The organism is Rhodanobacter sp. DHB23 (genome assembly GCF_014842975.1).
Lineage (GTDB): Bacteria > Pseudomonadota > Gammaproteobacteria > Xanthomonadales > Rhodanobacteraceae > Rhodanobacter_A.
On the sequence record NZ_JACYXK010000021.1, the window covers coordinates 70,530 to 90,552 of the forward strand.

At 69.9% G+C, this 20,023-nt stretch carries 17 protein-coding genes; 13 read left to right on the plus strand and 4 right to left on the minus strand.

The annotated features are described in order from the left end of the window. Positions 1-13 precede the first annotated feature (13 nt). Both IHE47_RS04145 and IHE47_RS04150 read right to left on the minus strand, forming a co-directional pair. Positions 14-892 carry a hypothetical protein gene (locus IHE47_RS04145; protein ID WP_192104551.1) on the minus strand — a complete coding sequence of 293 codons (879 nt, stop codon included), beginning with the start codon at positions 890-892 and terminating at the stop codon, positions 14-16. Next, on the minus strand, positions 892-3,117 hold the full coding sequence (locus tag IHE47_RS04150; protein WP_343227433.1) for a M1 family metallopeptidase: 2,226 nt from the start codon (positions 3,115-3,117) through the stop codon (positions 892-894). The genes IHE47_RS04145 and IHE47_RS04150 overlap by 1 nt, the downstream gene beginning before the upstream one ends. Positions 3,118-3,539: 422 nt before the next feature. Between IHE47_RS04150 and IHE47_RS04155 the strand changes: the two genes are divergently transcribed. The 6 genes from IHE47_RS04155 to IHE47_RS04180 all read left to right on the plus strand — a co-directional run bounded on the left by IHE47_RS04155 (position 3,540) and on the right by IHE47_RS04180 (position 9,980). Continuing rightward, a complete protein-coding gene (locus IHE47_RS04155; RefSeq protein ID WP_192104553.1) occupies positions 3,540-4,226 on the plus strand; it encodes a response regulator in 687 nt (228 codons plus the stop codon). Then, entirely contained in the window at positions 4,223-5,656 is a 1,434-nt protein-coding gene (locus IHE47_RS04160; protein ID WP_192104556.1) for a sensor histidine kinase, read from the plus strand. Before IHE47_RS04155 ends, IHE47_RS04160 begins: the two co-directional genes overlap by 4 nt. Positions 5,657-5,741: 85 nt before the next feature. Next, positions 5,742-7,181: an efflux transporter outer membrane subunit gene (locus tag IHE47_RS04165; protein WP_192104558.1), complete on the plus strand. Its 1,440-nt coding sequence runs from the start codon at positions 5,742-5,744 to the stop codon at positions 7,179-7,181. Further along, the gene (locus tag IHE47_RS04170) at positions 7,181-8,311 is read left to right on the plus strand and encodes an ABC transporter permease (RefSeq protein ID WP_192104560.1); all 1,131 of its coding nucleotides are present in this window, start codon (positions 7,181-7,183) and stop codon (positions 8,309-8,311) included. Before IHE47_RS04165 ends, IHE47_RS04170 begins: the two co-directional genes overlap by 1 nt. Continuing rightward, on the plus strand, positions 8,308-9,057 hold the full coding sequence (locus IHE47_RS04175; RefSeq protein ID WP_192104562.1) for an ABC transporter ATP-binding protein: 750 nt from the start codon (positions 8,308-8,310) through the stop codon (positions 9,055-9,057). Before IHE47_RS04170 ends, IHE47_RS04175 begins: the two co-directional genes overlap by 4 nt. After that, positions 9,054-9,980, plus strand: coding sequence for an HlyD family efflux transporter periplasmic adaptor subunit (locus tag IHE47_RS04180; RefSeq protein WP_192104563.1), 927 nt, complete (start codon positions 9,054-9,056; stop codon positions 9,978-9,980). Before IHE47_RS04175 ends, IHE47_RS04180 begins: the two co-directional genes overlap by 4 nt. Before the next feature lie 27 nt (positions 9,981-10,007). On the opposite strand, the gene IHE47_RS04185 is transcribed toward IHE47_RS04180, so the two are convergent. Continuing rightward, positions 10,008-11,441, minus strand: coding sequence for a sigma-54 dependent transcriptional regulator (locus IHE47_RS04185; RefSeq protein ID WP_343227434.1), 1,434 nt, complete (start codon positions 11,439-11,441; stop codon positions 10,008-10,010). Then, positions 11,387-13,153 (minus strand): ATP-binding protein, encoded by a 1,767-nt coding sequence (locus IHE47_RS04190; protein ID WP_192104567.1) that lies wholly within the window; start codon positions 13,151-13,153, stop codon positions 11,387-11,389. Before IHE47_RS04190 ends, IHE47_RS04185 begins: the two co-directional genes overlap by 55 nt. Before the next feature lie 199 nt (positions 13,154-13,352). On the opposite strand from IHE47_RS04190, the gene IHE47_RS04195 reads away from it, so the two are divergent. From IHE47_RS04195 to IHE47_RS04225, 7 genes are read left to right on the plus strand one after another with little or no spacing between them, the layout of a single operon-like run. Continuing rightward, the gene (locus IHE47_RS04195; RefSeq protein ID WP_192104569.1) at positions 13,353-14,459 is read left to right on the plus strand and encodes a porin; all 1,107 of its coding nucleotides are present in this window, start codon (positions 13,353-13,355) and stop codon (positions 14,457-14,459) included. Positions 14,460-14,504: 45 nt separating this feature from the next. Then, positions 14,505-14,966 carry a hypothetical protein gene (locus tag IHE47_RS04200; RefSeq protein WP_192104571.1) on the plus strand — a complete coding sequence of 154 codons (462 nt, stop codon included), beginning with the start codon at positions 14,505-14,507 and terminating at the stop codon, positions 14,964-14,966. Positions 14,967-15,016: 50 nt separating this feature from the next. Continuing rightward, positions 15,017-16,240: a glycosyltransferase family 9 protein gene (locus IHE47_RS04205; RefSeq protein WP_192104573.1), complete on the plus strand. Its 1,224-nt coding sequence runs from the start codon at positions 15,017-15,019 to the stop codon at positions 16,238-16,240. A 56-nt stretch (positions 16,241-16,296) separates the two neighbouring features. After that, positions 16,297-17,898, plus strand: coding sequence for a glycosyltransferase family 39 protein (locus IHE47_RS04210; RefSeq protein WP_192104575.1), 1,602 nt, complete (start codon positions 16,297-16,299; stop codon positions 17,896-17,898). Continuing rightward, positions 17,895-18,185, plus strand: a complete 291-nt coding sequence (locus IHE47_RS04215; protein WP_343227435.1) for a lipid-A-disaccharide synthase N-terminal domain-containing protein — start codon at positions 17,895-17,897, stop codon at positions 18,183-18,185. The genes IHE47_RS04210 and IHE47_RS04215 overlap by 4 nt, the downstream gene beginning before the upstream one ends. Continuing rightward, positions 18,182-18,499: a lipid-A-disaccharide synthase N-terminal domain-containing protein gene (locus IHE47_RS04220; protein WP_225561612.1), complete on the plus strand. Its 318-nt coding sequence runs from the start codon at positions 18,182-18,184 to the stop codon at positions 18,497-18,499. Before IHE47_RS04215 ends, IHE47_RS04220 begins: the two co-directional genes overlap by 4 nt. Continuing rightward, entirely contained in the window at positions 18,496-20,019 is a 1,524-nt protein-coding gene (locus tag IHE47_RS04225; protein WP_192104577.1) for a glycosyltransferase family 39 protein, read from the plus strand. The genes IHE47_RS04220 and IHE47_RS04225 overlap by 4 nt, the downstream gene beginning before the upstream one ends. Positions 20,020-20,023: the final 4 nt, after the last annotated feature.

A 20,023-nucleotide genomic window follows, 5' to 3' on the forward strand; every position in this document is an offset into this window, starting at 1 on the left:
AACACAGGCGACGTCAGCGCGACGGAGCCAGCCGCGCCAGCGCAAACAGCCGCGCGACGCGCATCCACCCCAGTACCAGCACGATCAACTGGCCAAGCAGCAAGGCCAGCCAGAAGCCGCCGTCCACCGCCGTGGTCCGGATACGCACGATGCCCAGCACGCCGGCAATCGCCAGGCCGACCAGGCTCACCACCAGGTAGAACAGCAGCGTCTTCAGCGGCCGGCGCAACAACTGCCGGATGCCGCGGCCGAAGGCACGGGTGGCCGAACGCAAGCCGGAGTCGGCGATGAAGGCCGCCCGGGTGGATTCCACGACGGCCTGCATCAGCACGAACACCGCCAGCGACACCCACTGCGCACCGTGCTGCCAGGCGTCGGCCTGCGCTTCCAGCACCGCCTGGTCGGCGTGCCGGCCGGCCGCGTGCGAGGCGGCGCCCGCCGCCAGGACCACCACCGCATACGGCAACAGCGACCACAGCATCACGCGGAACATGCGGCCGTATTCGATCCAGCCGCTCAACAGCAAGGCGCCGAAATCGAGGCTGCGACCGGCACGCCCGCTGCCCACCACCATGCCGTCGAGGAAGGGCGACAGCAGCACCGCGAGCAGCAGGCCCAGCAGCGCGGCGCCGCTCAGCCACGCCACGTGCCCCCCCATCGCGAACAGCGCATCGCCGAACATCACCGGATCGAAGTGCCGCGCCCATGCCTCGGCGTGCACGGAGTGGTCGAGCAGGTCCGCCAGCGAACGCCACAGCGGCAGCGCCACCACCGTGGCCGGCAACAGCATCAGCAGCAGCCACAGCAGCAGCAGGCGCCATTGCACGGCCGCGGCCATCGCGGAGAACAGGGTGCCGAAGCCGGCACGCGGGGCAGTCGTCCTGGCCATCATCACAGCGTCACCAGCATCGAGTAGAGGGTTTGCAGCAAGGCGGCCGCGTCGGCCGTCCAGCGCCGGGAAGCGGCGCCATCCGGCTTGGTCGCCAGGCTGTCGTTGAGCTTGTCGGCGTCGAGGTAAACCTGCTGCGCGGGATCGAGCTCGGCGGACACCACCTTGCTGGCCTGCTCGAACTCGAAGCGCGCCCAGCGGCGGTCGTCGTCCCAGCGCACGTCCTCGTGGCTGCCGTCGGCGAACACGACATGCAGCGTCTCGGGCACGCGCGCACCGTCACGCAACACGGTCACCGTGCTGTGCCAGGGGAACGGCCCGCCGCCGGGCTTGGCGTCGGGGTGGGCCTTCTTCCAGTCTTCGCGCTGTTTCGCGACCGCCTTGTCCAGCGCCGACTGGTCGGCCACCGGCTTGCCGTCCTTCCACGTCACGCCGGCCCGCGGCAACACCTCGACCGTATCGATGTCGGCGACGCGATCGTCGATGTGTGCGGTGCCGTACACGACCTCGTCGAAGATCCCGTTGACGTCGCTGGCGTCGCCCGAGCCGTCGATCAGCGCCTGCCGCAGGTCGGCCACCGAGGGATGGCGGAAGCTCCAGCGCCGGTAGTACAGGCGGATGGCCTTCTGCATCGCCGGCTCGCCGATGCGCTGCTCGAGGTCGTGCATCGCGGTGGCGGTGCGCGTGTACACGCTGCCGTAGCTGGAACTGGAAAGCCTGTCCCAGCTGTTCTGCGCCAGCGGGTCCTCGGGCCGCTCCAGTTGCGCGCCCAGGCGCTCCATCTGGAACCCGCTCATCGCCGGCGCGACGCCCAGCCACTTCATGAACGGCGAAGCGAGCACGAGGTCCTCCTTGCGCTCGCGCATCATGCGGTCGTCCCAGAACTCGTTCATGCCCTCGTCGAGCATGGGCTCCTCGAACTCGTTGGAGGCGAGGATGCCGTAGAAATAGCCGTGGCCGAACTCGTGGATGTTGACGAAATCGCTGCCGTACTGGCTGAGGGTGCCCGGCGTGACCTCCTTGTAGCCCTCGGAGGTGAAGAAGGTGGGGTATTCCATGCCACCCGCTTCCTGCGCGTTGTACGGCGGGATCACCGCGGTGACCGTGCGGTACGGGTACGGCGCGATGGTCCGCGAGAAATAGCCCAGCGAGTCGATGGTGGATTGCAGCGTGGGCGCGGCGCTGGCCACGTATTCGGACGGGTAGATCACGCGCACGGCCACTGGCGGGCTGCCCGCGCCGGTGTACGTGCCGTCCAGCGTCTTGTAGCCCTTCGCGGCGACCCAGGCGAAGTCGTGCACGTCGCCCTGCGTGAAGTGGTACGTGGTGCGGCCGTTCGCCGCCTGCGGCTCGCCCTGCAACTGGCCCACTGCGCCCACGGTGTAGTCGCTGGGCACGTCGAGGTGCACGTCGTAGCTGCCGAAGTCGGCGTAGAACTCGCTGTTGAAGTGGAACTCGTGCACGTTCCAGCGCGGCGCCGTGGCGCCACGTTCGCCGGCCAGTTCCAGCACGCCGATCTTGGGGAACCACTGGCCGACCAGGTTGAAGTCGCCCCACCAGCCGGTGCGCTCCACCACACGCGGCAACTGGCTGAGGAAATCGATGTCCAGCGCCAGCGTGCCGCCCGCTGGCACCGGTTGGACGAGGTCGATGCGCACCACGGTGTGGTCGGTGGCCGGGCCGCCGTCGGGATGCACGAAGCTCCATTTCAGCGCCGTACCGTCCTGCGCCACGTCCTGCAGGCGGACCCAGCCCCACTGCCCGTCCTTCAGCACCGCGTTGCCGCGCGAACGGCCGTGCGCGGTAAGCACCCGGCGCTCGGTGAACCACGTGCTGCCATCGCCCTCGAACGCGTTGAGGTAGAGGTGGAAATAGACGTGGCTGACCGGGCGATCGCTGCGGTTGCGCCAGGTCATGTGCTCCTTGCCCGTCACCTGGTGCCTGGCCGCATCGAGGCTGGCGTCGATGGCGTAGCTCACCACGCGGTCGGACAGGGTTGCCTCCTGGCCGGTACGCTCGCCGCCCCACGCTGTCGGCGCGCTGGGCGTGGTGATGATGGTCTGGTGCGCCGGCGCGAACGGGATCGGCACCACCGTGGCGGCGGTCGCCGGCGCAGCCGCGCTGCCCGCCGCGGCCGGCGCTTCCTGTGCCAGGCACAGGCTCGACGCGCACCAGCCCATGGTCATCGCGGCGAGCCACAGCCCGCCCCTGCCCCTGATCGACCCCATTGCGCTCTCCCCGCGAGTGATTCCCCAGCGTGCACGCTGCATGGCACCGCCGTCATAGGCCAAAGGTCATGCCCCGCAAGCGCTAAGCTGAGGGTCGGGCAAGGCATGGCAAGCTGTGCGTCCCATCCCCATGCCGACGAACGGAACCCAGAGCCTGTTTATGCTCCCCAAGCACCCCGCGTTGTCATCGAGTGATCGTCAGGTGGCAGGGCGTGGCGTCGGCCTGACTGGCGGTCGGGCCAAGCCACGCGCTGCCGCATGGCGGCCATTCGACGGCAACCCGCAGGGCCGGGTCTGTTTGCCCGCATCCCTGCGTCATCACCCGGTCGTGGACGGACGTCCACTCCCTCGTTCTTCCTTGGCCTGCGCGCAAACAGCTCCCGGCGCGGGGTACTTGCGGGAACATAAACAGGCTCTAACGCATGCGCATCCTGCTGGCTGAAGACGACCCCTCCATCGCCGAAGGCATCTGCGCGTCATTGCGCCACAGCAACCACGCGGTCGACCACGTGGCCAGCGGCCAGCTGGCCGACGCCGCGCTGCGCGAGCACGACTACGACCTGCTGGTGCTGGACCTGGGCCTGCCGCAGTTGGACGGCAGCGAGGTGCTGCGCCGGCTGCGCGGCCGCGGCGGCAGCGCGCCGGTGCTGGTGGTGACCGCGCGCGACGGCCTGGACGAGCGCATCCGTGTGCTCGATCTCGGCGCCGACGATTACCTGGTCAAGCCCTTCGCGCTCACCGAGTTCGAGGCGCGCGTGCGCGCCCTGCTCCGCCGCAGCAGCAGCCAGGGCGTGCCCGAGCTGAAGATCGGCCGGCTGCGGCTGGACCTGCCCGGCCATCGCGCCTGGCTGGACGAGGACCCGCTGGAGCTCACCGCGCGCGAGTTCGGCCTGCTGGAGGCGCTGGCCATGCGCGCCGACCGCGTCACCAGCCGCGCGCAGCTGATCGAGGCGCTGTGCAGCTGGGACGAGGAGCTCACCGACAACGGGCTGGATATCGCCATCCACCGCCTGCGCCGCAAGCTCGAAGGCAGTGGCACCGGCGTGCGCACCATCCGCGGCCTGGGTTACCTGCTGGAAGAAAGCCCGGCCGACGGCGGGCACGCATGAGCCAGGCCCCTGCCCGCCGCCCCAGCCTGCGACGCCGCCTGCTGGGCTTCCTGCTGATCCCGGTGACCATCCTGCTGGTGCTGGACATCCTGCTCACCTATGGCGTGGCGCTGGGCTATTCCAACCACGTGCACGACCGCGACCTCGGCAACGACGCGCTGACGCTCGCCAAGATGATGAGCAACGAACAGACCGGCGGCGAACTGACCCCGCAGGCGCGTTTCCTGCTGCAGTACGACCCCAACGGCAACGGCTACTTCAGCATCGTCAGCCGCCGGCACGGCTTCGTCGCCGGCAACGAGCGCCTGCTGCCGGCGCGGCGGGTGCCCGCCATGGGCGCGCCGCCCGAGTTGTTCGATACCCGCATGGACGACCACCCGCTGCGCGCGGTCACCCTGAGCACCACGGCCAGCGGCCATCCGGACGACACCCTCGTCATCACCGTGGCCGAGACCCTGCGCGATCGCCATGCGCAAGCGCGCAGCATCCTGTACCTGGCGATCCTCACCCAGTCGCTGCTGATCGTGTGCGTGCTGTCGCTGGTGTGGTTCGGCGTCAACCACGGCCTGCGCGTGCTCGACCCGCTGACCCGGCGGCTGGCGCGGCGCAACCACGAACTCACGCCCATCGGCGGGCCGGACGTGCCGCAGGAGATCCTGCCGCTCACCCGCACCATCGACGCGCTGTTCGCACGCCAGCGCGGCATGCTGGCGCTGCACGACCGCTTCATCGCCGACGCCGCGCACCAGCTGCGCACGCCGCTCACCGGCCTCGGCCTGCACGTGGAGCGCGCGCTGGCCGATCCCGACCCGGCCAACGTGCGCGAGGCGCTCACCCACATCCGCCGCCTCAACCAGCGCGCCGCGCGCACCACCGCGCAGCTGCTGGCGCTGACCCGCGCGCAGGCGCCGTCCACCGACACCGTCGAGCACGTGCCGCTGGACCTCGCGCGCTGGGTGCCCGAGGCGGTGACGCAACGCGTGCACGATGCGCTGGCCGCCGGCATCGACCTCGGCTACCAGGGGCCTGAGCAGGCGCTAAGCATCCACGGGCATGCTGCCAGCCTGCACGACCTCCTGGACAACCTCATCGACAACTGCATCCGCTATGCCGGTCGCGGCAGCACCGTGACCGTGGGCCTGCAGGCGCGGCCCGACGGCGGCGCCAACCTCGTGGTGGAGGACGACGGCCCGGGCGTGCCGCCCGAGCTGCTGCCGCGCCTGAGCGAACGCTTCTTCCGCGCACCGGGAACCAGCGAGGAAGGCAGCGGGCTGGGGCTGGCCATCGTGCAGCGCATCGCCGAGCGCCATCACGCCGACGTGATCTACCGCCTGGCCGAGGAACGCGGCCTGTGCGTGGAAGTGCGATTCCCCGCGCCGCGCGTGCGCCACGTCGCGACGCCGCAGGCCGAAACGCCGGTGGCGCGCTGACAGCCCCGATGCCCGACCTGTATCCTTGGCGGGTTCGCACGGTCGTTATCCGTTCCCCATCCACCCACTGTTGCGTGACCTGACCGTGGCCCTGATCCCATCCGACATCGCAACGCGCCGCCGCTGGCGCACCAGCTGGCTGGCCGCGGCCATCGCGCTCACCGGCTGCTCGGTGGCGGTGCCGAAGCTGGAACCGCCGATCCCCGCGCAATGGCAGCATGCGGCGGCATCGCAGGCGGCCGAACCCACCGACCTGCACAACTGGTGGCGCGCTTTCGACGATCCCGCCCTGAACGCACTGGTCGACCAGGCGCTGGCGCACAACCTCGACGTGGCGCAGGCCGTCGAGCGGGTGCGCGCCGCGCGCGTGCTGCAACAGCACGCCGGCGCGCCCTACCTGCCCTACCTCAAGGCCAGCACCGACCAGGTGATCGACCCCGACGCCAGCGCCTCCTACCTGGTGGCCGGCTTCGACGCCAGCTGGGAATTCGGCCTGTTCGGCCGCGCGCAGGGCTCCCGGCGCGAAGCGCAGGGGCAACTGGACGCCGGCACGGCCGACCTGCAGGCCGCGCGCGTGACGCTGGTGGCCGAGGTCGTGCGCAACTGGATCGAACTGCGCACCGCCCAGCGGCAGGAAACCCTGCTGCAGCAGGTCGGCGACCTGCGCAGCCACCAGCTCGACCTGCTGAAGATCCGCCAGCACCTGCAACTGGCGCCCGCCGGCACGGTGGACCAGGCCGCCGCCGCCGCCGCGCAGGCGCAGGCCGCGCTGGCCGCGCCGCGCCAGGCCATCGACGAAGCCGCGCAGCGGCTGGCCGTGCTGGCGGGCCAGAACCACCCCGACCCGGCCTGGCTGCAGGCCGGCCCGCAACCGCAGCTCGGCGCGTGGCAGTTGCCCGGCACGCCGGCCAACCTGCTGCGCACGCGGCCCGAGATCGCCCGCGCCGAGGCCGACGTGCTGCGCGCCGCCGGCGAACTGGGCGTGGCGCACGCCGACCGCTTCCCCCAGCTGGGCCTCGACGCCTCGATGGTCTGGGCCAGCGACATCAACAACAACCGCAAGCACACCTCGGACAACGGCCTGATCACGATGGGCCCGATGTTCGACATGCCGCTGTTCGACTGGGGCCTGCGCAAGGCCAACGAACACGCCAAGTCGCACGAGCTGAAGGCCGCCGTGCTGGCCTACCGCCAGGCCGTGCTGCAGGGCGTGGCCGAAGTGGAGACCGCGCTGGGCACGCTGCAGCAGCAGGGACAGCGCGAACGGCACAGCCTGGAAGCCTGGCAGGCGCTGCAGCATGCGGACGATGCGGTGCAGACCCGCGTGAAGCTGCAGCTGGACAGCCCGCTGGCACTGGCCGACAGCCGGCTCGCCGCCACGCAGGCTGCGATCGAGCTGGCCGATGCGCGCGCCAGCCGCAGCCTCGCCTACGTGGCGCTGTTCAAGGCGCTGGGCGGCGCGCCGCTGCCGGCGGACGAGGCGCCCGGCGCGGAGTCCGACAAATCCGCCGAGGCGACGCACTGATGGTGGCCCTGGCGCGCAAGACGCTGGTGTACGAATGGCGGCGCTTCCTGCCCGCCATCCTCGCGGTGGGCTTCGCCGGCCTGCTGCAGTTGCTGCAGCTGGCCCTGGTACTGGGCATCTTCGGCGCCACCAGCGTGTACATCACCGGTTCGTCCGCCGACGTCTGGGTCGGATTCCCCGGCACGCAGAGCGTGGGCTCGGGCCGCTCGATCGACGCCAACGTGGAATCGCGGATCCTGATGGACCCGGCGGTGGCGCGCGTCGAGCCCTACGAGTGGATCGACGGCGACTGGCGAGGCACCGGCGACACCGGCGGCGTATCGGTGTTCGTCTCCGGCATCGACCCGGCCGCCGGCGGCCTGATGTTCTCCCGGGTGCTGCCGCCCGAACTGCGCGCACGGCTGGCCGAGCCGGACGCGGTGATCGTGGACCGCGCCGACCTCGACAAGCTGGGCGTGGCGATGGACCAGACCGCCACCATCAACGGCCAGCGCGTGCGCGTGGTCGGCGTCAGCAGCGGCCTGCGCGGGCTGGGCGGCATCAACGTGATCGCCTCGCTGGACACCGCGCGCCGGCTCGACACCGACGCCGCCGACAACGGCCCCACCTACCTCGTCGCCAGCCTGCGCGATCCCGCGCAGGCCGACGCCGTCGCGGTGCGCCTGCGCGGCAGCAGCGCGTTCGGCCCCTACACGACCTGGAGCGCCGCCGACTTCGCGCACATCTCCGTGTTCTATTGGTTGTTCGACACCGGCGCCGGTGCCGGCGTGCTGTTCCTCGCCGGCATCGTGTTCCTGGTCGGCGCGGTGATCACCAGCCAGACCCTGGTCGGCGCGGTGCAGGGCTCGGTGCGCGAGTACGCCACGCTCAACGCGCTGGGCGTGGGCGTGGGCGCGCTGCGCAAGGTGGTGCTGGAGCAGGCCTTCTGGGTGGGCGCGCTGGGCCTGGTCGGCGCCACCGTGCTGGGCGTGCTGCTGCTGCTCGCGGCGCGCGCCGAGGACGTGCCGGTGACGCTGGGCCCGCTGGCCGCGATCGCCTGCATCGCGCTGGTGATGGGCCAGGCCGCGGTGTCCGGCATGGCGGCGATGCGCAGCATGCGCCGCATCGACCCGGCGACCCTGCTGCGATGAGCGCCACGATGCCCGCCACCGCCACGCCACGCGCACCGGTGCTGCAGGCCGACGGCGTGTGCAAGGCCTTCGCCTCCGGCAAGCTGCACACGCAGGTGCTGAACGGCCTGTCGCTCAGCATCGACCCGGGCGAGCTCACCCTGATCTCCGGCCCCTCCGGCTGCGGCAAGAGCACCCTGCTGGCCGTCCTCAGCGGCCTGCAGAAAGTGGACAGCGGCCGCGTGCACGCGCTGGGCAGCGAGCTGGGCCAGCTCGACCTGCGCGCGCTGGAACACTTCCGCCTGCAGCACACCGGCTTCGTGTTCCAGGGTTTCAACCTGTTCCCCGCGCTCACCGCGCTGGAGCAGGTGGAACTGCCGCTCAACCACATGGGCCTGTCGAAACAGGAAGCCCGTACCCGCGCGCGGCGCTCGCTGGAGGAGGTGGGCCTGGCCCACCGCATCAAGCTGCGCCCCTCGGAACTCTCCGGCGGCGAGAAGCAGCGCGTGGCGATCGCGCGCGCGCTGGCCAAGGAGCCGGAGCTGCTGTTCGCCGACGAGCCCACCAGCGCGCTGGACGCCGCCAACGGCCAGACCATCATCGACATCCTGCACACCATCGCCCGCACGCACGGCACCACCGTGCTGTGCGTGAGCCACGACCCGCGCCTGGTCGCCCACGCCGACCGCGTGCTGGCGATGGAGGATGGCCGCATCCTCAGCGACAGCCGCCGCGACGCCGTCGCCCCCAAGGAAACCTCGCCATGACGCCAACCGCCCTTCGTCCGCCGTCGCCGCTGCGCCTCGCCGGATGCGCGCTGGCCGCCGCGCTAGCGCTGGCCGCCTGCTCGAAGAGCGCGCAACCTGCCGCGACCAGCGCCGCCGCCAGCCAGTACGCCGCGGTGGCGCGCGGCCGCGTGGATATCGAAGGCGGCCTGCTCGCCCTCACCATGCCGCGCGAGGGCGTGCTCGCCAGCGTGGCCGTGCACGAGGGCGACACCGTGAAGCAGGGCCAGTTGCTGGCCGCGCTGGACACCCGTCCCGCCCAGCTCGCGGTGGATTCCGCGCAGGCGCAGCTCGAACAGGCCCAGGCCCAGCTCAAGCTGCTGGCCGTCAAGCAGGCCGCCGCCAGGCTGCGCGCCCAACGCCTCGGCGCCGCCGCCACCGCCGGCGCCGGCGACGGCCAGAGCGCGGACGATGCCCGCGAAGCCAGCAGCCAGCTCGACGCCGAACACGACGCCGACCAGGCCGCCGCGGACATGGCCGCGCAGAAACTCGCCGAGGCGAAATACGAACTGGCCCAGCGCAGCCTGCGCGCGCCGTTCGACGCCAGCGTGGTGCACGTGACGGCCCAGCCCGGCGCCAGCGTGTCGCCCAGCGACGCGCTGTTCACCCTGCTGCCGGACAAGCCGCGCATCGTGCGCGCCGAACTCAACGAAAGCTTCGTGGGCGCCGTGCATCCCGGCATGCGCGCCGAGGTGGCGGACAACGACGACAGCGGCAACGACCGCTGGAGCGCGCACGTGCTGCGCATCGGCCAGGTCTATGGCCCCGCCACGCTGGAGAACGACCCGCAGACCCGCGCCAACGCGCGTACCGTGGAATGCGTGCTGGCGTTCGACCAGCCCGAGCAGCAGTTGCGCATCGGGCAGCGGGTGATCGTGCGCTTCGTGCCCGACGACAGGCACTGAGCGGCCGGCACGCACAGTCGAAGGCAGTCAGCCCTCCACCTTGTACGCCTTGAGCTTGTACCAGAGGGTCCGCTCGCTGATGCCAAGCAGGCGGGCCGCTGCCGCCTTGTTGTTGGCGCTACGCTCCAGTGCGGCCTTGATGAGCCTGCATTCGAGCCCTTCGACCTGCAGCTTCAGGTCGAGCGTGCCATCGACAGGCGCGCCACCCGCCGGCGGCGCGTCCGGCGCAGGGCCGCCGGGCAATTCGTGGACCAGCTCGGCCGGCAGCTGGTCCAGGGTGATTTCATCGCCACGACAGAGCACGACGGCGCGCTCCATGATGTTCTCGAGTTCGCGCACGTTGCCGGGCCATGCATAGGCCTCGAGGCGCTGCAGCACCGGCTGCCCCAGGCGCGGCATGGCCCGTCCCAGTTCCGACGCATGCTTGCGCAGGAAATGGCTGGCCAGCAGCGCGATGTCGCCGCGGCGGTCGCGCAGCCTGGGCACGTCGATGCGCACGACGTTGAGGCGGAAATACAGGTCCCGCCGCAGGACGCCGCTTTCCACCGCCTGCTGGAGATCGCGGTTGGTGGCCGACACGACCCGCAGGTCCACCGGAATCGCGCCATTGGCGCCGACCCGCTCGATGCTGCCCTCCTGCAGCATGCGCAGCAGCTTGACCTGGAGGTTGGTCGGCATCTCGGTGATTTCATCGAGAAAGATCGTGCCTCCGCTGGCCAGCTCGCATTTCCCGATGCGATCGCGCAACGCACCGGTGAACGCGCCCTTGACGTGCCCGAACAACTCGCTCTCCAGCAACTCGGCCGGGATCGCCGCGCAGTTGATCGGCACGAACAGCCCGCTGCGGCCGGACGCCTCGTGGATGGCGCGCGCCACCAGCTCCTTGCCCGTGCCGGTATCGCCGACGATGAAGGCGTTGCTGCGCGTCGGCGCCACCTGGCGGATCAGCCCGTACAGCGACTGCATGGCGGCGCTGGTCCCGACGAACGCCCCCCAGCCGCGCGACACCTCCTCGCGCAGGAAGGTGTTCTCGCGCTGCACGGCCTGCATGGCGAGCGCCCGGGTGACCGCCATCTCGACGGTCTCCATTTCGAAGGGACGGATGATGTAGTCGATGGCGCCGAGCTTCATGGCTTCCACGGCCGTTTCGATGGTGCCGTAGGCGGTCATCACGATGACCGGCACGTCCATGCCGCGCTCGCGCAACGCCGCGAGCAGGGCCATGCCATCCATGCGCGGCATGCGCAGGTCGGTCAGGACCAGGTCGACGGACTGCTGTTCGACCATCGACAGCGCCGTGGCTCCATCGCCGGCTTCGGAGACAAGGTGCCCCATCGCCTTGAGCGACAACTCCAGGAGGCGCCGCATCTTGGCTTCGTCGTCCACTATGAGGATGCGCCTGGCGCTCATCGATCCTGCCCGTTCACTGCAAAGGTGAGGTTGAAGGATGCCCCACCCCATGGGCTCTCGCCCACGGCGATCTCGCCGCCATGCACGTGCACGATCTGTTGCACGATGGTGAGCCCGAGGCCGATGCCGCCCTCGCGGCGGCTGAAAAAGGGGTCGAAGACGGCCTGCCTAAGCGCAGGCGGCACGCCGGGACCGTCGTCCATCACGGAAACCTGCAGCACCGCCCCCTCGAACCTCGTCGCGATCTGCACGCGGCCGTTGTCGCCGACGAACGCGAGCGCGTTCAGCACCAGGTTGAGCAGCACCTGCATGATCTGCTCCCGGTCGCACAGGAAGACCAGCTCGGGCTCGGCGAAACTGCACGAGAGCGAGACCCCGGCCTTCTCGGCGCGCGATGCCAGCAGGCTCAGCACGCCGTCGATGATGGCGTGCAGGTCGTGCCGCCGGAAATGCGGCTGGGTCGGGCGCGCGCACTCGAGCAGCAGGGTCACCAGGCGATTGAGCCGCTCGGTTTCGCTGAAGATGAAGCCGATGAGCTCGTGCTCGCGCTCCCCCAGCTCGGGTTGCCGCTGCAGCAGTTGCGCGGAATTGCGCAGGATGCCCAGCGGCGTGCGCACTTCGTGCGCCATGATCGCCGCCATTTCGCCCACGACCGCGAGCTTGCCCGCGCGCACGACCTGCTCGCGCGACTTCGCCAGGGCGTCGATCATCTCCGCGTAGGCACGATGCAGCTCCTGGATTTCCAGGATGTTGGTGGCCGGCAACGACACCATGGCCACGTCGCGCTGCCGGAAGCTGCGCGTGAAATCCGTCAGCGTCATGATCGGCAACGCGATGCGATGGGCCAGGTGCGAGGAGATCCACAACCCGGCCAGCAGGGTCAGCACGAGGACCGCCAGCATCGCCCACAGCAGGCGCCAGATCGGCCCGAAGGACACGGCGGTGGGCTCCACCATCACGATGCGCCAACCCAGTCCCTTGAACTGCTGGTAGCCCTCGGACCGGGCCACGCCCACCAGCACCGTGCCGTAACCCAGCGCGCCGCCGTCGCGCACGTAGGACACGGCGCCACGCTCCGGCAGGCGCCAGTCCAGCGTCAACCGGCCCATGTCGATGCGCGTGCGCAACGCCGCCGACGCGGCGATCACGCGGCCGTTCTCGTCCAGCAGCAACAGGCTGCGCGGCCCGCGGCCGACGGCGGCGTCCAGCAGTTGCTGCGCCACGTGCCGGTCGAGCACGGCGTAAAGGTAGCCGAGGCTGCCTGCGCCGAAGGCATTCGGGATCGCCGTGCGCAACAGGGTCGTCCCGCCATCGGCACCATGGATCCGCGCCAGGCTCACGCCGCCGAGCGCGCCGCCGGGGATGGCGCGCCAGGACCGGGCGACCGGCGCCATCGTGCCGATATACGCGGCCTGGCTGGCCGCGACCACGCGGCCCTGTTCGTCCGTGCACAGCAGGGCCGTGTAGGCGTTGCCCTGGCCCGCGTGCAGGTCGGACAGGAAGTGCGAAAGGCGCTTGTCCACGTCATGGACGCGGATGTCCTGCATGACTTCCAGGCCGCTCCATACGCGCATGTTCTCGATATGCGAGAACAGCAGGGTGTCGATGCGCTGCATGACCGTGCTGGCGCCGAACCGGAGGTTCGCCGCAATCTCCGTCCTGAGCGCGCTGCGGAACTGGTAGAACGACAGCGCGCCCACGACCAGCACCGTACCCACCAGGGTCCAGAACAACAGGCGAAAGAGGGCCGCTCGTATCGTCAAGTGAATGCCGTCGCGTGGTGGTGGTGCAGGGGCACCCGTGGCCAGGGGTTGCCGCTTTGCGGTCTCCTGCCCCAGTGTCGCAGAATTCGAGGGGGCGCCGATCCGTCGTGGGACATCCGGCCGCCTCGTGGCTTCGCACAGCCGCCGGCATGGCCCACGCATGCCGGCCCCGCCCCATGCACCTGCCGGTAACGAACCCATGAACAGGTACCTGTGCCGCCTCCTGCGCCACGGCGTGGCCAGCCTGCTGCTGTTCGGGCTGGTGCACGCGGCGGACGCCATGGCCGCCGACGGCGACAACGCGGGCAGCGTCTGGCAACCGGCGCCCTATACCCTGGGCCAGGGCCTGTACTTCCCCGAGACGGGGTTGCGGATAGGCGGTTACACCGACTTCAACTTCTATGACGTCCAGCGCACCAGATCCAGCTACGACGTCCACGACTTCAGCCTGTTCCTGACCCAGGACATCGGCACGCAATGGCAGTTCTTCGCCGAGATCGACGGCGCCAACCCGGTCACCAGCCGGGGACGGACCGACGTCGACGACGCCGAGGTGGACGTCGAGCGCCTGTACATCGACTACCACGCGAATCCGTACGTCAACTTCCGCTTCGGCAAGTTCCTCACGCCGGTCGGCGAATGGAACCTCGTGCATGCCGACCCGCTGACCTGGACGATATCGCGGCCGCTCTCGACCTCGGCGGCCTTCGCCCTGCATGCCACGGGCGCCATGATGTTCGGCACGCTCCCCGCCCATGGAAACGACCTCGACTACTGGGTGTTCGCCGACGACACGAAGAACCTGCGCATCGGCGACGACCAGGACAATGCGTACACCAACTTCGGCACCACCGAGACGCTGCAGAACAATTTCCGCCAGGCGTTCGGCGGACGGGTGCTGTACCACCTGTTCGGGGATTCGCTGAGCATCGGCGCGTCCGCACTGAGCTACGAGCTGGAGTCGCCCCGCGACAAGTATTTCCTGAGCGGCCTCGATTTCAACTGGACCACGCACTACATCGGCTTCACCGGCGAGGCCATCTATCGCAGCAGCACGGACAACCGCCCCGACGAGCGCGGCGGATTCGTGCAGACGGAAATACCACTGTGGCGCCGGCTCTACTTCATCGAGCGCTACGAACGCTACCGCTCCTCGACACCGGAGCGGACCAGCACCATCCGCACCGCGGCGATCAACTTCAAGCCGGTCGAAGGCATCGTCCTGAAAGTCGAGTACCGCGACGGCACCCACAACCAGCTGCTGGCCCCCACCGGGTGGCTGGCTTCCGCCGCGATCCTGTTCTGACAGGCCATGCGCGCATGCATCCGCCAATGGTTGGAGCGGCTGGCCATGGGAGGCCTGCTGGCATTCGCACCGGCGTCATGGGCGGCGGCCGCGCAGATGGCCATCATCACCGCGCATGACGCCCCCCGCCTGGCGTTCAACCAGGACACGCTGCGCAACATCTACCTGAAGAGGATCTTCGTGGATGGCCACGGCCAGCGGCTCACGCCGGTCAACCTTCCCAGCGGGGACGCACTGCGCGCGGCATTCACGCACGCGGTCCTGCACATGGACGACGGCCAGCTCCAGGATTACTGGGACAAGCAGTACTTCCAGGGCGTGAGTCCACCCTACGTGCTTGCGTCACCGGATGCCGTGGTCCAGTTCGTCGCGAAGACGCCGGGCGCCATCGGCTACGTGGCCGCATGCCGGGTAGACGCCACGGTACGCGTGGTGATGACCGTCGCGCTGCCATCCAGGCCAGGCAACGAACCGCCGGCCTGCCCGGGGAACCGCGCTTCTCCCTGAGAGCCTGCACGACGCCCAAGGCATGGCCTGCCAAATCTTGCAGACGGATTTTGCAGGCTGCACTCCCGCCGCTCGTGCAAGAAACCCACTTTCCCCCATGCATCAGGCAGTTGTGCCAGTGGCACGGAATTCGCTGCACGCGAGGCGCGCAGCGTCCTTCCCTTCCACTTACGCGCCGGTGCCGCTTGAACCAGATCCCGACCTCCCGTTGCGACACCCCGCTTCCGCGCAAGGGCATCTTCCGCATCCTGATCTGCCGTCCCAACCACCGCCTCGGCAATACCATCCTGCTGACGCCGCTGATCAGCGAGCTTGAAAGGCACTACAAGGGGGCGGAGATCGATGTCATTTCGGAGGGCGGCATCGCGAAGGAGGTGTTCGCCAGCTTCTTCAGCGTGCAGAACGTGTACTGCCTGCCCAAGCGGGGCTTCAAGCATCCGTTTCCCTTCCTGCGGCTGCTCCGCCGCGTGCGCGGGACGCAATACGACCTGGTCATCGATCCCTGCGTCGGCTCCGGCTTCAGCCGGGCGCTGACGCGCCTGCTGCGGGGCACCTACAAACTCGGCTTCAGCGACAAGCCGAACCGCGCGGGCCTGACCCACGCGGCCCCGATCGACGTCGCGGGACAACACATGGCCAGGCGGCCGGTAAACCTGTTGCGCTGGGCCCTGGCCCTGGAAAGCACCCAGCCGGACAGCGCGCCCATGCTCGACATCCGGCTCACCGACGCGGAGCTGGCCAACGGGCGGCGGGCGATCATCCAGCTGCTGTCCGAGTCCCGGCAGACCACGTCGCCCCCGGTGGTCGGCGTGTTCGCCAATGCGACCGGCGACAAGCGCTACCCGATGCCGTGGTGGCAGGAGTTCATCGACGCCTTCAAGCTGCTCTGCCCGACGGCCAGCATCCTCGAGCTGATCCCCATGCACGGCCGCTCGATGCTGGGCGCGGAGTGGCCTGCCTACTACTCGTCGGACATCCGCCGCATGGGCGCGGTGATGGCCGGCGTGGATCTGATGATCACGGCCGATTGCGGCGTCATGCATCTCGCCGTGGCATCCCGGACGGCGACCATAGGCATGTTCTGCGTCACCGACGAATCGGTGTATGCACCCTATGGGCAGGGCAATTGCCCGTTGCGGACACCCGGGCTGACGGCACGCCAGGCGGCTTGCCGGGTCGTGGAAACCTATGCCCGGTTGCTGGGGCGCGAAGCAGGGCCGCCCGTGCACGCGCGCCTGGACGCCTTGTCCCTGCGGCAGACCCTGGCGCCATGACCCCGCCGCGCCCGCCAGGCCGGCCCGCCTTCGTTTCGCGCGGATCGCTCGCGCGGATGCTGCCCTGGCTCTGGCTGCCGCTGTGGGCAGCGGCGGCGCTGGCCGCCATCTTCCAGCATGGCCCCATGCCCATGTATTCGACGCGCACGCTGTCCGTGGCGTGGGAGATGTGGCTGCACCACAGCGTGCTCGTGCCGTACCTCAACGGCCTGCCCTACAGCGACAAGCCACCGCTGCTGCTGTGGCTGATCCAGGCGGGCTGGGCCGTGGCCGGCGTCAACGACGTCTGGCCACGCCTGCTGGAGGTCCTGCTCGGCGCCATCCAGTTGGTGCTGGCATGGCGCCTGGCGCGCAGCCTGTTTCCGCAGGACGTGCGCATTGCGCACGCCACCGCGTGGATCCTCCTGGCCTTCACCTACGGCTTCCTGTTCGGCCTGCAGGTCATGTACGAGGTGTTGCTGGCCGACTGCGTGCTGGCCGCCCTGCTGTGCCTGGCGCCAGCCGCGCACGGGAAGGCTCCGCGCTTCGGCGGATACATGCTCGCCCTCGGCCTGGGACTGCTGACCAAGGGGCCCGTGATGCTGCTGCATGCCGGCGTGCCCTGGCTGCTCGGCCCGCTGTGGAGCGAACGGGCGCGACGGGAACGCCGGTCGTGGTACTGCCGTGGCGGGCTGTCCTGCCTGGCCGCCTGTGCCCTGCTGCTGGCGTGGGCGCTGTCGGCGGCATGGGTCGGCGGCAAGGCCTACCAGCGCATGCTGCTGGTGCACCAGACCGCTGGCCGCGTGGTGGATGCCTTCGCCCATGCGCATCCGTTCTGGTGGTACCTGCCGGTACTGCCCGTCCTGGCGTTTCCGTTCACACTGTGGCCGCGCCTGTGGTCGGCGCTGCTGCGGTGGCGCGTCCCGCTGGAGCCCGGCGCGCGCCTTCTCCTCGCGTGGCTGGTCCCGGTGCTGCTCGGCTTCTCGGCCATCAGCGGCAAGCAGGCGTACTACCTGCTGCCCGAGTTCGCCTGCATGGCGATGCTGATGGCGTTCACGCTCGTCCGCGCCACTGCGGCGGGAGCGGCCAACAGCCGCTGGCTGTCGCCCTGGCCGCTCGCCCTGCTGCTTGCGGCGACCGGGTCCGGCCTGATCGCGCTGGAGGCACTCGTCGCCCACCATGTGCTGTCCGACCCGATATACGCCACCATGGCCTCGCACAGCCTGCCGTTCGGCGTGCTGTACCTGCTGCTGGCGCTGGTCCTGGCGCTGCCCCGCAGGGGTGAGCTCTATCGCGTGGCAGGCGTGGGGCTGGCGGCGACCGTGGCGGCAAACGGCCTCTTCAGCCTCACGCTTTGGCCCGCCTACGACTTTGCTCCCGTCAGCCGCCTGGTGGCCGAGGCGCAACGGGAAAACCGTCCCGTGGCCTGCCTCGACTCGAACGACGGCCAGTACACCTTCCTTGGCCGCCTGACCCGTCCGATCGAGCAGTTGCACGGCGTGCAGGCATTGCAGCAGTGGTCGGACCGGCATGCCGACGGACTCGTCATCGTCTATCCGAAACGGCTGAGCCAGGCGGACCACGCGCAAGCGGTCTACATCCAGCCGTTCCGCGGCATATCGCTGGCCGTGTGGCCGGCGCGATCGCTGGCAAAGGCCTTGCCGCAGGAGGACCTGTGACGGGCGCCGGCACCCTCTGGATGGTCATCGGCCTGGGCAGCCAGCTGGTTTTCTCCGGGCGCTTCCTCATGCAATGGATCTACAGCGAATGGCGACGCGAAAGCAGCATCCCGATGTCGTTCTGGTATGCGAGTGCCGCGGGCAGCGTCGGGCTGCTGGCCTATGCCGTCGAGCGACGCGACCCGGTGTTCATCGCCGGACAGGCCACCGGCCTGCTCGTGTATTGCCGCAACATCCAGTTGCGCTGGCGCGAGGCGCGGGCGGGCGGCACGGAGGCGGCGCGATGAACCACATGGACGCGCAATCCGTCTGGCTGGCGGTCGGACTGCTGGGGCAGTCGCTGTTCGGCGCGCGCTTCGTCGTGCAGTGGCTGCACAGCGAGAGCCTCGGCAAGAGCCGCTTTCCGCGCGTGTTCTGGCAGATCAGCGTCGTCGCGGGCGTGTTGATCCTCGCCTATGCCATCCACCGGCGCGACCCGGTCTTCATCCTGGGGGAGGCCATGACGCTGGCGATCTTCTGCCGGAACCTGCAGCTGATCAGCCGCAGGCCGCCGGCCGGGGCCACGACGGAACGCCGTTCCCTGCCCGGGGACACGCCATGACCGGCAGCATGGACGTCCGTGCCGCCGGCCGGGGCGTGGCTGCGCCGCGGCTGCCGCAGGCGCTGCTGTGGATCGTGGCCCTGGGCATTCTTCTCGGCTTCGCCTTCCAGGGCTCGCGTGGACTCTGGGGGCCGGACGAAGGGCGCTACGTGGATGCCGCGCTGCAGATGATGGACTCGGGCAACTACATGGTGCCGGCCTACAGCCCGGCGGAACTCAACTTCTCCAAGCCGCCGCTGACGTACTGGGTCATCGCCGGCTCCATGCAGCTGTTCGGACGCAATACCTGGGCGGCCCGGCTGCCGTATGCGCTGGCTTACCTCGCCACGCTGCTGGTCCTCTTCGCGATGGGACGCAAGGCCTGTCCCGACAAGCCGTGGCTCGCGCCGCTGGTGTACGCCACCTCCATCTTCACCTTCCTTGCCTCGAACATCATCAGCACCGACGTGTTGCTGACCCTGGCCGAGGGCATCGCCGTCCTCGGCTTCATGATGTTCGCGTGGCCCGGCTCCCCATCGCAGGCACGCCATGGCCGGTGGCTGATGTGGCTCGGCTTCGGCCTCGCCTTCCTCACCAAGGGCCCGCCCGGCCTGCTCCCGCTGCTGGCGATCATCGCGTTCGCCGCACTGTGCGGCGGTTGGCGCGCCGTGGGCCGCCTGTTTGCCCCCGCGGGCCTGCTGGTGTTCCTGCTGGTTGGCTTCAGCTGGTATGCCCTGGCGGTTTCCCGCTATCCGTGGCTGCTCCACTACTTCATCCACGACGAGGTCTACGGGCGGATCTTCACGCGCATGTACGTGCGCCACTCGGGCGCCTTCGGCTGGTTCCTGGTCTACGCCCCCGTGCTGGTGTTCGGCAGCTTGCCGTGGTGGACCGGCGCCGCGCGCGCGGCCAGGGCGGCGGCAAGCGCTTCGTCATGGCGGGCATGGCGCGGGACGCATTCGGTCCAGTTGTTCCTGCTGCTGTGGTTCGCCATTCCCTTCGTGGTCTTTTGCCTGGCGCGCTCCCGGCTGCCGCTGTACCTGCTGCCGCTGTTCCTGCCATTGGCCCTGCTCGTGGCAACGCACATGGCGCCGACGTTCGACCTGGCGCGCCGCCGCAGCGCGCTTTTGCTCGCCGCCTGGCTGGTGCTGCTGCTGGCGATCAAGGCCCTGCCTTGCCGTGGCTACGGCGCCGACATCGACGATGGCGTGGGCGCGCGGGAAGTGGCTGCAGCCGCCGCCGGCACCGGGTATCGCGCGCTCGTCTTCGTGGAAATGGCCAGCGACGGCTATGCCATCGAGGAACAGACGCCGTGGGGCATGCGCCTCTACCTCGACAAGCCCGTCTACGGCATCCGCTGGGCGGACGCGGACGCCGCGGCGCAGATCTGCCATGCCATCGCGGCGCAGGGCCGCTCCCTGCTGGTGGCCGACCACGCCATCCCCCGCAGGGACCTCGACGTCGCACTGGGCCACTGCCACGCGTCGGCCAAGCCGCTCGGGGCGTGGCGCAAGGACCTGTTGTTCGTCGCGGGCATTTGAAGCG

Coding starts and splice junctions, on each gene's coding strand:
- IHE47_RS04170 (WP_192104560.1), top strand. CDS start 7,181: ATGGTGGCCCTGGCGCGCAAGACGCTGGTGTACGAATGGCGGCGCTTC.
- IHE47_RS04145 (WP_192104551.1), bottom strand. CDS start 892: ATGATGGCCAGGACGACTGCCCCGCGTGCCGGCTTCGGCACCCTGTTC.
- IHE47_RS04195 (WP_192104569.1), top strand. CDS start 13,353: ATGAACAGGTACCTGTGCCGCCTCCTGCGCCACGGCGTGGCCAGCCTG.
- IHE47_RS04210 (WP_192104575.1), top strand. CDS start 16,297: ATGCTGCCCTGGCTCTGGCTGCCGCTGTGGGCAGCGGCGGCGCTGGCC.
- IHE47_RS04180 (WP_192104563.1), top strand. CDS start 9,054: ATGACGCCAACCGCCCTTCGTCCGCCGTCGCCGCTGCGCCTCGCCGGA.
- IHE47_RS04175 (WP_192104562.1), top strand. CDS start 8,308: ATGAGCGCCACGATGCCCGCCACCGCCACGCCACGCGCACCGGTGCTG.
- IHE47_RS04220 (WP_225561612.1), top strand. CDS start 18,182: ATGAACCACATGGACGCGCAATCCGTCTGGCTGGCGGTCGGACTGCTG.
- IHE47_RS04150 (WP_343227433.1), bottom strand. CDS start 3,117: ATGGGGTCGATCAGGGGCAGGGGCGGGCTGTGGCTCGCCGCGATGACC.
- IHE47_RS04225 (WP_192104577.1), top strand. CDS start 18,496: ATGACCGGCAGCATGGACGTCCGTGCCGCCGGCCGGGGCGTGGCTGCG.
- IHE47_RS04155 (WP_192104553.1), top strand. CDS start 3,540: ATGCGCATCCTGCTGGCTGAAGACGACCCCTCCATCGCCGAAGGCATC.
- IHE47_RS04185 (WP_343227434.1), bottom strand. CDS start 11,441: ATGGGGTGGGGCATCCTTCAACCTCACCTTTGCAGTGAACGGGCAGGA.
- IHE47_RS04160 (WP_192104556.1), top strand. CDS start 4,223: ATGAGCCAGGCCCCTGCCCGCCGCCCCAGCCTGCGACGCCGCCTGCTG.
- IHE47_RS04200 (WP_192104571.1), top strand. CDS start 14,505: ATGGGAGGCCTGCTGGCATTCGCACCGGCGTCATGGGCGGCGGCCGCG.